Source organism: Roseivivax sp. CAU 1761 (assembly GCF_054482755.1).
The window spans coordinates 1-13,185 of record NZ_JBTLRM010000052.1; the positions used below are offsets into that span (position 1 = coordinate 1).

Sequence of the window (13,185 nt, forward strand, 5' to 3'; positions counted from 1 at the left end):
GGCCGGCGGGCGTTACTCGGCGCGCTGCTGGCCCAGCGGGCGCAGCGCGGCGTGGCGGTTCACGTCCTTGTAGAGCAGGTAGCGGAACGGCCCCGGGCCGCCGGCATAGCAGGCCTGCGGGCAGAAGGCGCGCAGCCACATGTAATCGCCGGCCTCGACCTCGACCCAGTCGCGGTTCAGCCGGTAGACCGCCTTGCCCTCGAGCACGTAGAGCCCGTGCTCCATGACATGGGTCTCGGCGAAGGGGATCACCGCGCCGGGCTGGAAGGTGACGATGGTGACGTGCATGTCGTGGCGCAGATCGGCCGGGTCGACGAAGCGGGTGGTGGCCCAGCGGCCCTCGGTGCCGGGCATCGGCGTCGGCGCCACGGCGTCGTCATGGGTGACCAGCGGGTCCGGCGCCGGCAGGCCCGGCACCGCCTCGTAGGCCTTGCGGATCCAGTGGAAGCGCAGCGGCTCGGCGCCGTCGTTGCGCAGCGTCCATTCGGTGTCGGGCGGGATGTAGGCGTAGCTGCCCGGGGTCAGGGCGTGGGCCGCGCCGGCGATGGTCAGCCGTCCCTGGCCGGCCATCACGAAGAGCGCCGCCTGCGCCCCCGGCTCGGTCTCGGGACGCTCGGAGCCGCCGCCGGGGCCGACCTCCATGATGTATTGCGAGAAGGTCTCGGCAAAGCCCGAGAGCGGCCGCGACAGCACCCAGAGCCGGGTGGCGTCCCAGAACGGCAGGTAGCTGGTGACGATGTCGCGCATGGTGCCGCGCGGGATCACCGCATAGGCCTCGGTAAAGACGGCGCGGTCGGTCAGCAGCTGCTCCTGCGGCGGGTGGCCGCCCAGCGGCGCGTGGTAGCTGCGGTCGGATCGGGTCATGCGGTCGCTCCCCCTGCGGTTCGGTTGCGGCCACTATGCGGGGCCTGCGGCGCGGCGACCAGCGCCGGCGCCGCGAAGCACTCTTCGGGATCTGCGAAGAATGCCGCGCCGCGCCGGGGCGGGGGCGGTGCCGCGATCTGTGGCATTTGCACACCGCAAACGGGTTTCGCGTGGCGCCGCGACAACACCCTGTTGCACCACCTCGCGGCCCGGGGCATGCTCGGCCATCATGACGGCACTCCGTTCTCTCCCTGCCGCGGTCGCTCTCCCCTTCGGGGTGCGGCCCGTCCGTGCCGGTGCTGCGGGAGACGTGCGAGCATGGCCGCGTGCGCGATTTGGGCTACGTGTGTTTCTGGTGGTGAGTGACGGAGCAGCGGCATGCGCGACCTGATCGATCTGAGCACCCTGCCGCAGCCTGAGACCCAGCTGCGGGAATTCATCGACCAGGTCTGTGCCAAACACGAATTCAGCTTCGCCGCCTATGCCGGCACCAACCCGGTGGCGCGCACCATCCACGGCGTGGTCAACTATCCCGACAGCTGGAAGATGCATTACGCCCAGGCCGGGCTGCACGAGGTCGACCCGACCCTGGCGGTGGCGCGGCGCAGCGTCGCACCGGTGGACTGGGCGCGGCTGCGCGGCACGCCGCAATTCGACCGCGTGTTCTCGGACGCGCACGATTTCGGCATTCCCCAGCAGGGCCTGACGATCCCGGTGCGCGGACCGTTCGGCGATGTCGGCCTGTTCAGCGTCACCCGGGACTGTCCCGACGAGGAATGGGGCCTGCTCAAGCGCAAGGTGCTGGGCGAGCTGCAGACCCTGGCGGTGCACCTGCACGACACGGTGATCAACACCCACGACCTGACGCGCACGCTGACCCAGCCGGCGCTGTCCAACCGTGAGGTTGAGATCCTGCAATGGATCGCCGCCGGCAAGTCGCAGCAGGACGTGGCCGACATCCTGTCGATCTCGCACCGCACCGTGGAGGTGCATCTGCGCTCCAGCCGCGAAAAGCTGGGCGCGCTGACCACCGCGCAGGCGGTCGGGCGCGCCATCGGCATGCGCCTCGTCTACCCCGACTGAGCGCGATTTCGCCCATTTCTTAAAAACCTACGGGTTTCCCCTAATAGTCCGGGGGCCTTGGACTGATCATGATCAGTATCAGGACGAGGGCAAAAAAACAGGAAACCCGGACAATGATCATCGTAGTCGACGGAGTGAATCGTTCCGAATACGGGCAGCTGCTGGATGAGATGTTCCGCCTGCGGGCGCGCGTGTTCGAAGGCAGACTCGGCTGGGAAGTGGACGTGCGGGACGGCCGCGAAATCGACCAGTTCGACGCACTGGATCCGGCTTATGTCATTGGTGTGAATGACGATGGCCGCGTGGTCTCCTGCGTGCGGGCGCTGCAGACCACCGGGCCGCACATGCTGTCGGACGTGTTCTCGCCGATCCTCGCGGGCCAGCCGCCGCTGCGCAGCGCCACGCTGTGGGAATCGACCCGGTTCTGCGTCGACACGCAAATCCTGGAACGCGGCAAGTCGCGCAACTCGGTCAGCTACGCGACCTGCGAACTGATGGCCGGGGCGCTGGAATACGCCCGTGATTCGGGCATCACCGACATCGTCACGGTCATCGATCCGGTGATGAACCGGGTGCTCAAGCGCTCCGACTGCGCGCCCTACGATTACGTCGGCGAAACCGTGCCGATGGGCAAGGTGCCGGCGATGGCGGCCCTGCTCGACTGCAGCGATGAGCGGATCGAGCGGATCCGCGCCTTCGCGGGGATCGAAGGCGACATCTTCGCCACCCCGGAAGAGGCCGCGGCCTTCGCCGATCCGAGCCCGGCGCTGACCCTGTCGCATGCCGCCCAACATGCCGCCGCGGCGGTCCCGGCCTTCGAGAAGCCGATGCAGGGGCAGGACAAGCAGCTGGCCCTGGCGCTCTACTGCGCCGAGCAGATCGCCACCGCGCGTTCCGAGGACGACCGCCACGCCGCCATGGCCCTGGCCCGCAACCTGCACGCCTCCGGCCTGATCGCCGATCTCGAGGAAGTGCTGGCCGCGCGCTGAGCCCTACTCCCGACCGACCGACGCGCCGCCCCGTTCCGGGGCGGCGATCGCGCGTCCGCAGGCCAGCAGCGCGGGCAGCGGCGGCGGCAGGTGGGCCAGCGCGGCATCCGGGGCCGCGCCCAGCCCGTCCAGCAGCTTGCTGAAGAAACAGCGCAGCGCCGCCGCCGCCGCGGCCTCCGCGATGGCGCCGTCATCGAGCCCGGCGGCGCGCAGCTCCGCGATGCGGGCCTCCGGAATGGCGGCGGCGTCGCGGACGATGGCGCGGGCATAGGCCATCAGCGCACGCTCCGCCGCGTCGAGCCCCGGCGCGCTGCCGTCCCGGGCGATGGCCGCGAGATCGGACGCCGCCATGCCGTCGCGCAGCAGGATCGCCCCGTGCGCCAGGGCGCAATAGGAGCTTTTCAGCTCCAGCGCCGCCGCCAGGGTCACCAGCTCGTAGCGCCGGAGCCCCATGCGGGCCTTCAGATCCGCGGTCATCGCCTCGAAATGCTGCGCCATCTCGGGCAGATGCGACAGCACCACATGCAGGTTGAGGAGGCTGCCATGCCGCTCGGCGGCCTGCTGCAGGAAGGCCTCCGCCGCGGGGCCCCGGGCCGTTGCCAGATAGCTCATGCCGCATCTCCCGGGCTGTGGGGGCGCGGGCGGGCCAGCGCGGCACGCTGGACCCCGCACGCGGCCGGCGAAATCCGGATTTCAGTATTCACCTTTCCGCGAGTCGCGCCAGCCTTTGCCGCGACGCGCCCGCGCCGCCTGCGGCACGAAAAAAGGCCGGGCGCGGGGCCCGGCCAGGTCCAACAGGGAGGTTTGGCATGTTACGACCCGACATGCCGGCGGGGTCTCTCGTCAAACCCGTGGTGCCACGGATCGTTCCCTGCGTCAGCGCCAAAAACGCCGACTACGACACAAGTCGGTAGCCGCCGGATTCGGTGACCAGCAGGCGGGCATTCGACGGGTCGGGCTCGATCTTCTGGCGCAGCCGGTAGATATGGGTCTCCAGCGTGTGCGTGGTGACGCTGGCATTGTAGCCCCAGACCTCGTGCAGCAGCACGTCGCGCGGCACCACGCCGTCGGGGGCGCGGTACAGGAATTTCAGGATGTTGGTTTCCTTCTCGGTCAACCGGATCTTCTTGTCGGATTCGTCGATCAGCAGCTTCATCGCCGGGCGGAAGGAATAGGGGCCAAGCTGGAACACCGCGTCCTCGGATTGTTCGTGCTGGCGCAGCTGGGCACGGATGCGGGCCAGCAGGACGGGAAACTTGAATGGCTTGGTCACGTAGTCGTTGGCGCCGGCATCGAGCCCGTAGATCGTGTCGGCGTCGCTGTCATGCCCGGTCAGCATCAGAATCGGCGCCTTCACCCCCTGCTTGCGCATCAGGCGGCAGACCTCGCGGCCGTCCTGGTCCGGCAATCCGACATCGAGAATGATCAGATCGAAAAGCTGTTCCTTGACCCGCGCCAGCGCGGCCTGGCCGTTCTCGGCCTCGAACACCTCGAAATCCTCGGTCAGGACAAGCTGTTCGGCCAGCGCCTCGCGCAGATCCTCGTCGTCGTCGACGAGGAGAATGTTCTTGAGTTGCGGCATTTTGCGGTCCTCCGTTCTCTCAACGCAAATGTGAACGCCGCGGCCTGACGCAAGCTTTGCTGCACATCTTTCACGCCCTCGTGTATCACAATGGCCTTTGTTACACCCCGCGGGCCGGTTCCCGCAGCGCGAGGCGCGTTCGATGTCCCTGACCCCCGATCTGACCGAAATCCTGGCCCGGGCGCGGGCCGATCTCAGGATGGGCGTGCCGACGGTGCTGGCGGATGCGCAAGGGGCGGCGCTGGTGCTGGCGGCGGAGACCGTGACCGAGGCCCGGCTCGCCGATCTCCGGGCGCTGGGCGGCGCCGCCGACCTCGCCCTGACCGGGCGGCGCGCAGCCACGCTCAAGGCGCGCGCCTATGACGGCGACATCGCCCGGGTGGTCCTGCCCGAGGACGTGAACCGCGCCTGGGTGCATTCGGTGGCCGATCCCAAGGACGACCTCGCGATGCCGATGAAGGGGCCGCTGGCGACCCGGCGCGACGGCGATGCGCGGCTGCACCGGCTGGCGCTGACCCTGGCCAAGTCGGCGCAGCTGCTGCCGGCCGCCCTGGTCCTGCCGATCGCGGACGGCGCGGGCTTTGCCGCGGCGCACCGGCTGACCCTCGTCGATGCCGCCGCGGCGGCGCCGCTGCTGCTGCGCCTGCCGCCGCTCGCCCACGTGGTCACCGCGCGGGTGCCGCTGCGCGCCGCCGAGACGGCGAAGCTGCACATCTTCCGCCCCGAGGACGGCTCGGAGGAGCATTACGCCATCGAGATCGGCCGCCCGGACCGCGACGCCCCGGTGCTGGCGCGGCTGCACTCGGCCTGTTTCACCGGCGATCTTCTGGGGTCCTTGAAATGCGATTGCGGCCCGCAGCTCAACGCCGCGCTGGGCCAGATGGGCGAGGCGGGCGCCGGCATCCTGCTCTACCTCAACCAGGAGGGGCGGGGCATCGGGCTGGCCAACAAGATGCGCGCCTACGCCCTGCAGGACCAGGGCTTCGACACGGTGGAGGCCAATCACCGGCTGGGCTTCGAGGATGACGAGCGGGATTTCCGGCTCGGCGCGCAGATGCTGGGGGAACTCGGCGTCGGCCGCGTACGCCTGCTGACCAACAACCCGGCCAAGATCGCCCGGATGGCCGAATCGGGGGTCGAGGTGACCGAGCGGGTGCCGCTGAAGGTCGGCGAGACGCGCTTCAACCACCATTACCTGCTGACCAAGGCGAAGAAGTCCGGCCATCTGCTCTGAGCCGGCCCGGCCGCGCGCGCAGACCCGGCCTTGCGGCCCTTCCGCCGCCGCGAAGCGCTGCCTAGGTTGCCCGGCGAAGGAGTCCGCCCATGCAGTATTCGCTACTCGATCTCGCCCCGGTTCCCGAGGGCCGCAGCACCGCCGAGGCGCTGGCCAACGTCACCGAACTCGCCCGCCGGGCGGAAGGCTGGGGCTATCACCGCTACTGGCTGGCCGAGCACCACAACATGCCGGGCATCGCCTCGGCCGCCACCGCCCTGCTGATCGGGCAGGTCGCCGCGGCGACGTCGCGGATGCGGGTCGGGGCGGGGGGCATCATGCTGCCGAACCACGCGCCGCTGGCCGTGGCCGAGGCCTTCGGCACGCTGGCCGAACTCTATCCCGGGCGTATCGATCTCGGGCTCGGCCGGGCGCCGGGCGGCGACGGCGCGGTGATGCAGGCGCTGGGCGTGCATCCGTCCCGCGCCGAGCGCTTCCCCGACGAGGTGCGCATGCTGCAGGCGCTGTTCGGGCCGCGCATCGAGGGTCTGCCGGTGCACGCCCATCCCGGCGAGGGCACCGGGGTGCCGCTCTGGATCCTTGGCTCCTCGCTCTACGGCGCGCAGGTCGCGGCGGAACTCGGGCTGCCCTATGCCTTCGCCTCGCATTTCGCGCCCGACGCGCTGGACCAGGCCTTCGCGCTCTACCGCGAGCGCTTCCGGCCCTCCGCGCAGCTCGACCGGCCGCGGGCGATGCTGGCGATCAACGTCTTCGCGGCCGACACCGACGCCGAGGGCGCGCGGCTCAGGACCTCGATGCAGCAGGCCTTCTACAACCTGCGCTCGGGCCGGCCGGGCAAGCTGCCGGCGCCGGTCGACGACATCGCCGCGGTGATCCCCGACGCGGCGCGGCGCGGCGTCGATGCGGCGCTCAGCGTTTCGGCCACCGGCAGCCCGGACAGCGTGGCGCGGCAGTTGCGCGCGCTGATCGACCGGCACCGCCCCGACGAGGTTATCCTGACCGGACAGATCCACGATTTCAAGACCCGCGCCCGGTCCTTCGAGATCGCCGCCGAGGTCATGCAGGACCTGCCGGCGGGGCTGGCGGCATGATCGCCGGACCCTGGGACATGGTGCTGACGCCGATGGGCCTGCGCTTTGCCGGACGGCTCTGGCCGGTCTCGGTCGGGCGCGGCGCGGTGCGGCGCGACAAGCGCGAGGGCGACGGCGCCACCCCGGCCGGGCTGCATCGGATCACCGGCATGCTCTACCGCCCGGACCGGCTGGCGCCGCCGGCGCCTTGGGCGCGGCCGATCCGGCCCGGCGACCTGTGGTCCGACGACGTCGCCCGGGCGGAGTACAACCACCTCGTCGCGGCGCCCTATGACGGCAGCCACGAACGCCTGCGCCGGGCCGACCCGCTCTACGACATCGTGCTTCTGACCGACTGGAACTGGCCCGCGGCGGAGCCCGGCCGCGGCTCTGCCATCTTCCTGCACCAGCGCCGCCGCGCCGGCTTCCCGACCGAGGGCTGCCTCGCCTTCCGCCGCGATCACCTGCGCCGCATCGCCGCGCGCATCGCGCCCGGCACCCGGCTCTTCGTGCCGGAGGCGCTGGCCGGCCGCGCCCTTGCAACCGCCGGGTCAGTGAGCCATCTAACCCGATAACGCGACGACATGACGAATACGTGAGCCAGGGGGCTTGAAAATGATCGAACTCGGCGGAGCCACGACGCAGCAGACCGATCCGGACCTGATCCGGGACGTCTCCGAACAGGATTTCATGAAGGAGGTGGTCGAGGCCAGCCAGACGGTCCCGGTCATCGTCGATTTCTGGGCGCCGTGGTGCGGCCCCTGCAAGACGCTCGGCCCGATGCTCGAGGACGCGGTGCGCGCCGCCAAGGGCGCGGTGAAGATGGCCAAGGTCAATGTCGACCAGGCCCAGACCATCGCCTCGCAGCTGCGCATCCAGTCGATCCCCACGGTCTATGCCTTCTTCCAGGGCCAGCCGGTGGACGGCTTTCAGGGCGCGGTCAGCCAGTCCGAGATCAAGGCCTTCGTCGACCGCCTGGTGAAGATGTCCGGCGGCGACGCCTCGGGCGGGCTCGACGACGCCGTCGCGGCGGCCGAGGAGATGGTCGAGCAGGGCGCCTATGAGGACGCGCTGCAGACCTTCCAGGCGATCCTCGGCGAGGACGAGAAGCACGCGCGCGCCTATGGCGGGCTGGTGCGCTGCCTGGTGGCGATGGGCCAGACCGACCAGGCCGAGGCGGTGCTGAACGGTGCCCCTGCGGAGATCGCCACCAGCCCCGAGCTCGAGGCCGCGCATGCCCAGATCGCGCTGGCCCGGCAGGCCGAGAAGGCCGGCCCGCTGGCCGATCTCGAGGCCCGGGTCGCGGCCGATCCGGCCGATCACCAGGCCCGCTTCGACTACGCTCAGGCGCTGCAGGCGGCGGGCCGCACAGAGGAGGCGGTCGAGCAGCTGCTGGACCTGTTCCGGCGCGACCGCGAGTGGAACGACGGCGCCGCCAAGACTCAGCTCTTCACCATTTTCGACGCGCTCAAGGCCAATGACCCGATCGTGCTCAACGGGCGCCGGAAACTGAGCTCGATGATATTTGCCTGACCCCCGGCGCGGGCTAGCTGGGACGGGCATGAAACGCCTCCCCGACCTGCCGGATCTGGTTCCTGTCTTCCCGCTTCCGGGCGCGCTCCTGCTGCCGCGCGCCCGGCTGCCGCTGCACCTCTTCGAGCCGCGCTACCTGGCGATGTTCGAGGACGCGCTGAAGACGCCGGCGCGGATCATCGCCATGGTCCAGCCCAACCCCGGCCCGGGCGGCGCGGCGGAGCGCCTGCACGCGATCGGCTGTGCCGGGCGGGTGACGCAGTTCTCCGAGACCGAGGACGGCCGCTACATGATCACCCTGTGCGGCCTGTCGCGGTTCCGCATCCGCGAGGAGGTCGAGGGCTTCACCCCGTATCGCCGCTGCCGGGTCGACTGGTCGGGCTTCGAGGCCGATCTCGGCGGCGCCGAGCACGACCCGGATTTCGACCGGGCGGCGTTCCTGGCGCTGCTCGACCGCTACTTTGCCGCGCGCCACCTGAGCGCCGACCGCGAGACCCTGCAGGAGGCCGACGACGAGCTCCTGATCAACTCGCTGTCGATGCTGCTGGACTTCGACCCCGAGGACAAGCAGGCGCTGCTCGAGGCGCCGTCCCTGGCAACCCGGCGCGAGACGCTGGTGACGCTGATCGAATACGCGCTGCGCGGTGGCGGCGGCGGACAGGAGAGAGTGCAATGACCGACCGGCCCGACCCCGCGACCCCGCCCGAGGCCGCAACCCCCGAGGATCCCGCGGCCGTGGATGCCGCCACCGATGCCCCGGCGGCGCCGCGCGGCTTCGACCGCCGCATGCTCGAGGCGCTGATCTGCCCGGAGACGCACGGCCCGCTCGACTACGATGCCGCGCGCCAGGAACTGGTGTCGCGCCGCGCCGGGCTGGCCTACCCGATCCGCGACGGCATCCCGATCATGCTGCATGACGAGGCCCGCCGGCTCGACTGAGCGCCGCGGCCGCGGGCCCCGGTCGGGCCGCGCGGCGAATTGACAGCGCCCGCCCCGTTCGCTACGCCGCGCGCCTCACCCGACGGAGGCAAGGCATATGGGACGCTCACGCAAGGGCCGCGACATTTCCGGCTGGCTGGTGGTCGACAAGCCCGCGGGCATGACCTCGACCGCCGTGGTCAACAAGGTGCGCTGGGCCTTCGGCGCCAAGAAGGCCGGCCATGCCGGCACCCTCGACCCGGAGGCCACCGGGGTCCTCGCGGTGGCGCTGGGCGAGGCCACCAAGACCGTGCCCTACGTCACCGACGCGCTGAAGGCCTACCGCTTCACCGTGCGCTTCGGCGCCGCCACCAACACCGACGATGCCGAGGGCGAGGTCATCGCCCGCTCCGAGGCGCGGCCCGGCGATGACGAGATCAAGGCGGCGCTCGGCCGCTTCGTCGGCGATATCGAGCAGGTGCCGCCGCAATTCTCGGCGGTGAAGATCGACGGCGAGCGGGCCTACAAGCGGGCCCGCGACGGCGAGACCATGGAGATCGCCGCGCGCCCGCTCTGGGTCGAGAAATTGCTGCTCGTCGAGCGCCCCGATGCCGACCATGCCGAGTTCGAGATGACCTGCGGCAAGGGCGGCTACGTGCGCTCGATCGCCCGCGACCTGGGCGCCGCCCTGGGCTGCCTCGGCCATGTCACGGTGCTGCGCCGGCTCTGGTCGGGACCCTTCGAGCTCGCCGATGCGATGACCGTCCCGGAGATCGAGGCGCTGGCCCAAAGCCCGGAGCTCGACGCCCGGCTGCTGCCGGTCGCGGCCGGGCTGAGCGAGCTGCCCGAGGCGCGCTGCGCCGCCGAGGCGGTGGCGCGGCTGCGCAACGGCAATCCCGGCATGGTCTTCGCCCAGGACGTGGAATGGGGCGAGGAATGCTGGGCTTCCTTCGAGGGCCGGCCGGTCGCGGTGGGTCGCTTCAAGGGCGGCGAGCTGCACCCGGCCCGGGTCTTCAACCTCGACTGACCGCCGCCGCGGGGCAGGGCGCCCGGGGGCTTGCCCGGCGCCGCCCGGAGCCCCATCTCAGCCTGCGTGGACGACCTCGCCAACCGCATACGCGCCTGCCGGCTCTGCGCCGAGCGTTTCGCCGGCACCGCCACCCAACACCGGCCGCGGCCGGTGGTCTGGGCGCGGCCCGGCGCCCGCATCTTGGTCTGCGGCCAGGCCCCGGGCAAGCGCGTGCACGAGGCCGGCAAGCCGTTCTTCGACCGCTCCGGCGACCGCCTGCGCGACTGGATGGGGATCGGCGCGGAGACCTTCTACGACACCTCCCGCGTCGCCGTGCTGCCCACCGCCTTCTGCTTTCCCGGCTACGATGCCAGGGGCGCCGACCTGCCGCCGCCGCCGATCTGCTGGGAGACCTGGCACGCGGAGGTGCTGGCGGCGCTGGGCCCGATGCCGCTGACCCTGCTGATCGGCGGCCATGCCATCCGCCGCCATCTCGGCGACCGCCGGCCGGTCGCCGCGGCGGTGGCCGATTGGCGCCGCCACGCGCCGGCGACCTTCGTGCTGCCGCACCCGTCCTGGCGCAACAACGCCTTCCTGCGCCGCAACCCGTGGTTCGAGGCCGAGGTCCTGCCGGCGCTGCGCCGCGCCGTGGCGGCGGCCCTGGCCTGAGCGCCCCCGGCGCGTCTCAGAGATCGAAGCTGGCGAAGACCGGGGCGTGGTCCGAGGGCTGCGTCCAGCCGCGCACATCACGCAGAATGCGGCTGCCATGCGCCGAGCCGGCGAGGTCGGGCGAGGCCCAGACATGGTCGAGCCGCCGGCCCTTGTCGGCGGCGTCCCAGTCCGGGCTGCGGTAGGACCACCAGGAATAGAGCCGGCCCTCGGGGATGTCCTTGCGGGTCACGTCGACCCAGTTTCCGGCCTCCTGCGCGTCGCTCAGCGCCGCCACCTCGACCGGGGTGTGCGAGACCACCCGCAAAAGCTGCTTGTGCGACCAGACGTCGTCCTCGCGCGGGGCGATGTTGAGATCGCCCACGAGGATCGACCGCTCGGGCCGGCTGTCGCGGAACCAGTCGCGCATCTCGGCCAGGTAGTCGAGCTTCTGGCCGAACTTCACGTTGACCGCGCGGTCCGGCTTGTCGCCGCCGGCGGGGACGTAGAAATTGTGGATCAGCGTGCCGTCCTCGAGCCGCCCGGCGACGTGCCGGGCATGGCCCAGCCGGGCGAAATCCATGTCGCCGGCATCCTCGATCGGCCGTTTCGACAGGATCGCCACGCCGTTATAGCCCTTCTGGCCGCGCGCGATGACGTGGTGGTAGCCGAGGTTGCGGAAGCGTTCGAGCGGCAGCTTCTCGACCGGGCTCTTGCATTCCTGCAGGCAGAGGATGTCGGGCGCCTCGGCCTCGAGCAGCGCCGCCACCAGCCCCTCGCGCAGCCGGACCGAGTTGATGTTCCAGGTGGCAAGCGTCAGCGGCATGGCGGGTCTCCTTGAGCGAATGCCGCCTCCCTGCCGCCCCGCGCCCCCGGATGCAACCCGCCCGCCGCTTCTTCTGAGCCGAAATATCCCGGGGTGAATTGGCCGCAGGCCAAGAGGGGCAGCGCCCCTTGCCCCGGTCCGGACCCGGTCCGGACCCGGCCCGTCCGGCGTAGGCCCGAATTCCGCGGCGGGCCCCACGCCGGAGCGCGGGGCGGTGCTGTCGGCGGTTCGAACGCCGGTCCCCCCGGCGCCATGCCGGTGCCGCCTCAGATGATCTCGTCCTCGTCGAACAGCGCCGGCGCGTCGAGATGCTCGGCCAGCCCGGCGCTGGCGGCGTCGGCCCCGAGCGGCCGCGCCGGCACCGCGATGTGGAACAGCGCGTCGCCCTCGTGCACCACCGGCAGGTTGGTGCGGCCGACGACGATGCCGGTCTCGGTGGCGCGCACCTCGGCCTCGACATCGCCGAACGGGTCGGCGACCAGCCCCAGCACCTCGCCCTCGGTGACGTAGTCGCCGCAGGCCTTGAGGGTGCGCAGCAGCCCGCCCGAGGGCGCCCGGGTCCAGCCCGAGCGTTCGCAGAAGACCGGCGTGCCGCGGGCCCGCGGCACGCCGCGGGCGCCCAGCATGCCCACGCCCTGCATCACCCGCAGGATGCCGGCGACCCCGGCGCGCACCGCGAATTCGTCGAAGCGCAGGCCCTCGCCGGCCTCGTAGAGCAGCACGTCGACGCCGCCGGCCTCGGCGGCCTCGCGCAGCGAGCCGTCGCGGATGCGCGAGATCAGCGTCACCGGGGCGCCGAAGCGGGCCCCGAGGTCGCGCAGCCGCGCATTGCCCGGCGTCAGGCGGATCTGCGGCAGGTTGCTGCGGCCGACCGCGGCGGAATGCAGGTCGATGCCGAGATCGGAGCGCGCCACCACCTCGGTGAGGAACAGGTCGGCGATGCGGCCGGCCAGCGAGCCCTGCGCCGAGCCCGGAAAGACCCGGTTGAGGTCGCGCCGGTCGGGCAGGTAGCGCGACTGGTTGAGAAAGCCGAAGGCGTTGACGATGGGCACCGCGATCAGCGTGCCCGAGAGCCGCAGCAGCGGCGTGGCGCGGAGCAGCCGGCGCACGATCTCGACCCCGATCACCTCGTCGCCATGCACCGCCGCGGAGACGAACATCACCGGGCCGGGGCGGCGGCCATGCACCACCCGCGCCGACAGCGTCACCGGGGTGTGGTCCGACAGGACCGAGACCGGCATGTCGATCGTCGCCTGGGTGCCGGCGGCGATCTCGGTGCCGCCGAGGAGGAAGGGCTGGGACATGGCGTCTCCTTTCGGCCGGCGATGAGAGACGATCCGCGGCGCCGGGGCAAGGGGCGCCGCGCCGGCGGAGCGCGGGCCGCCCGTCGGCCAGGCACCGGCGCGGCCGGGGCGGGCCCGGCGCGGGG

Annotated in this window: 15 protein-coding genes; 10 read left to right on the forward strand and 5 right to left on the reverse strand. The window is 71.6% G+C overall.

The features are described from left to right. Positions 1 to 12: 12 nt before the first annotated feature. Positions 13 to 864 (reverse strand): bifunctional allantoicase/(S)-ureidoglycine aminohydrolase, encoded by an 852-nt coding sequence (locus ACXYMW_RS19105; protein ID WP_459036921.1) that lies wholly within the window; start codon positions 862 to 864, stop codon positions 13 to 15. A gap of 378 nt (positions 865 to 1,242) precedes the next feature. Between ACXYMW_RS19105 and ACXYMW_RS19110 the strand changes: the two genes are divergently transcribed. Then, the gene (locus tag ACXYMW_RS19110) at positions 1,243 to 1,947 is read left to right on the forward strand and encodes an autoinducer binding domain-containing protein (RefSeq protein WP_459036922.1); all 705 of its coding nucleotides are present in this window, start codon (positions 1,243 to 1,245) and stop codon (positions 1,945 to 1,947) included. Between the two features lie 113 nt (positions 1,948 to 2,060). Further along, positions 2,061 to 2,936 (forward strand): acyl-homoserine-lactone synthase, encoded by an 876-nt coding sequence (locus tag ACXYMW_RS19115; RefSeq protein ID WP_459036923.1) that lies wholly within the window; start codon positions 2,061 to 2,063, stop codon positions 2,934 to 2,936. A 3-nt stretch (positions 2,937 to 2,939) separates the two neighbouring features. Here the strand turns inward: ACXYMW_RS19115 and ACXYMW_RS19120 are convergent, their stop codons facing one another. Further along, positions 2,940 to 3,548: a carboxymuconolactone decarboxylase family protein gene (locus tag ACXYMW_RS19120; RefSeq protein ID WP_459036924.1), complete on the reverse strand. Its 609-nt coding sequence runs from the start codon at positions 3,546 to 3,548 to the stop codon at positions 2,940 to 2,942. Between the two features lie 283 nt (positions 3,549 to 3,831). After that, complete coding sequence (locus tag ACXYMW_RS19125; RefSeq protein WP_459036925.1) at positions 3,832 to 4,518, reverse strand: response regulator transcription factor; 687 nt, start codon at positions 4,516 to 4,518, stop codon at positions 3,832 to 3,834. A 142-nt stretch (positions 4,519 to 4,660) separates the two neighbouring features. On the opposite strand from ACXYMW_RS19125, the gene ribA reads away from it, so the two are divergent. The 8 genes from ribA to ACXYMW_RS19165 all read left to right on the forward strand — a co-directional run bounded on the left by ribA (position 4,661) and on the right by ACXYMW_RS19165 (position 10,951). Then, positions 4,661 to 5,752: a GTP cyclohydrolase II gene (gene ribA, locus ACXYMW_RS19130; RefSeq protein WP_459036926.1), complete on the forward strand. Its 1,092-nt coding sequence runs from the start codon at positions 4,661 to 4,663 to the stop codon at positions 5,750 to 5,752. Positions 5,753 to 5,841: 89 nt separating this feature from the next. After that, positions 5,842 to 6,843, forward strand: coding sequence for an LLM class flavin-dependent oxidoreductase (locus ACXYMW_RS19135; RefSeq protein WP_459036927.1), 1,002 nt, complete (start codon positions 5,842 to 5,844; stop codon positions 6,841 to 6,843). After that, complete coding sequence (locus tag ACXYMW_RS19140; RefSeq protein WP_459036928.1) at positions 6,840 to 7,397, forward strand: L,D-transpeptidase family protein; 558 nt, start codon at positions 6,840 to 6,842, stop codon at positions 7,395 to 7,397. The genes ACXYMW_RS19135 and ACXYMW_RS19140 overlap by 4 nt, the downstream gene beginning before the upstream one ends. 40 nt (positions 7,398 to 7,437) lie before the next feature. Beyond that, the gene (gene trxA / locus ACXYMW_RS19145; RefSeq protein WP_459036929.1) at positions 7,438 to 8,355 is read left to right on the forward strand and encodes a thioredoxin; all 918 of its coding nucleotides are present in this window, start codon (positions 7,438 to 7,440) and stop codon (positions 8,353 to 8,355) included. Between the two features lie 28 nt (positions 8,356 to 8,383). Beyond that, on the forward strand, positions 8,384 to 9,031 hold the full coding sequence (locus ACXYMW_RS19150) for an LON peptidase substrate-binding domain-containing protein (protein ID WP_459036930.1): 648 nt from the start codon (positions 8,384 to 8,386) through the stop codon (positions 9,029 to 9,031). A gap of 110 nt (positions 9,032 to 9,141) precedes the next feature. Next, positions 9,142 to 9,294: a Trm112 family protein gene (locus ACXYMW_RS19155; RefSeq protein WP_459036935.1), complete on the forward strand. Its 153-nt coding sequence runs from the start codon at positions 9,142 to 9,144 to the stop codon at positions 9,292 to 9,294. Positions 9,295 to 9,391: 97 nt separating this feature from the next. Beyond that, positions 9,392 to 10,300 carry a tRNA pseudouridine(55) synthase TruB gene (truB, locus tag ACXYMW_RS19160; protein WP_459036931.1) on the forward strand — a complete coding sequence of 303 codons (909 nt, stop codon included), beginning with the start codon at positions 9,392 to 9,394 and terminating at the stop codon, positions 10,298 to 10,300. 66 nt (positions 10,301 to 10,366) lie between these two features. Further along, positions 10,367 to 10,951: a uracil-DNA glycosylase family protein gene (locus tag ACXYMW_RS19165; protein ID WP_459036932.1), complete on the forward strand. Its 585-nt coding sequence runs from the start codon at positions 10,367 to 10,369 to the stop codon at positions 10,949 to 10,951. A gap of 16 nt (positions 10,952 to 10,967) precedes the next feature. On the opposite strand, the gene ACXYMW_RS19170 is transcribed toward ACXYMW_RS19165, so the two are convergent. Then, positions 10,968 to 11,756, reverse strand: a complete 789-nt coding sequence (locus tag ACXYMW_RS19170) for an exodeoxyribonuclease III (protein ID WP_459036933.1) — start codon at positions 11,754 to 11,756, stop codon at positions 10,968 to 10,970. A gap of 266 nt (positions 11,757 to 12,022) precedes the next feature. Next, positions 12,023 to 13,060 carry a succinylglutamate desuccinylase/aspartoacylase family protein gene (locus ACXYMW_RS19175; RefSeq protein ID WP_459036934.1) on the reverse strand — a complete coding sequence of 346 codons (1,038 nt, stop codon included), beginning with the start codon at positions 13,058 to 13,060 and terminating at the stop codon, positions 12,023 to 12,025. Positions 13,061 to 13,185 lie beyond the last annotated feature (125 nt).

Coding starts and splice junctions, on each gene's coding strand:
- ACXYMW_RS19120 (WP_459036924.1), bottom strand. CDS start 3,548: ATGAGCTATCTGGCAACGGCCCGGGGCCCCGCGGCGGAGGCCTTCCTG.
- ACXYMW_RS19115 (WP_459036923.1), top strand. CDS start 2,061: ATGATCATCGTAGTCGACGGAGTGAATCGTTCCGAATACGGGCAGCTG.
- ACXYMW_RS19135 (WP_459036927.1), top strand. CDS start 5,842: ATGCAGTATTCGCTACTCGATCTCGCCCCGGTTCCCGAGGGCCGCAGC.
- ACXYMW_RS19155 (WP_459036935.1), top strand. CDS start 9,142: ATGCTCGAGGCGCTGATCTGCCCGGAGACGCACGGCCCGCTCGACTAC.
- truB (WP_459036931.1), top strand. CDS start 9,392: ATGGGACGCTCACGCAAGGGCCGCGACATTTCCGGCTGGCTGGTGGTC.
- ACXYMW_RS19105 (WP_459036921.1), bottom strand. CDS start 864: ATGACCCGATCCGACCGCAGCTACCACGCGCCGCTGGGCGGCCACCCG.
- ACXYMW_RS19170 (WP_459036933.1), bottom strand. CDS start 11,756: ATGCCGCTGACGCTTGCCACCTGGAACATCAACTCGGTCCGGCTGCGC.
- trxA (WP_459036929.1), top strand. CDS start 7,438: ATGATCGAACTCGGCGGAGCCACGACGCAGCAGACCGATCCGGACCTG.
- ACXYMW_RS19150 (WP_459036930.1), top strand. CDS start 8,384: ATGAAACGCCTCCCCGACCTGCCGGATCTGGTTCCTGTCTTCCCGCTT.
- ACXYMW_RS19175 (WP_459036934.1), bottom strand. CDS start 13,060: ATGTCCCAGCCCTTCCTCCTCGGCGGCACCGAGATCGCCGCCGGCACC.
- ACXYMW_RS19110 (WP_459036922.1), top strand. CDS start 1,243: ATGCGCGACCTGATCGATCTGAGCACCCTGCCGCAGCCTGAGACCCAG.
- ACXYMW_RS19125 (WP_459036925.1), bottom strand. CDS start 4,518: ATGCCGCAACTCAAGAACATTCTCCTCGTCGACGACGACGAGGATCTG.
- ACXYMW_RS19140 (WP_459036928.1), top strand. CDS start 6,840: ATGATCGCCGGACCCTGGGACATGGTGCTGACGCCGATGGGCCTGCGC.
- ribA (WP_459036926.1), top strand. CDS start 4,661: ATGTCCCTGACCCCCGATCTGACCGAAATCCTGGCCCGGGCGCGGGCC.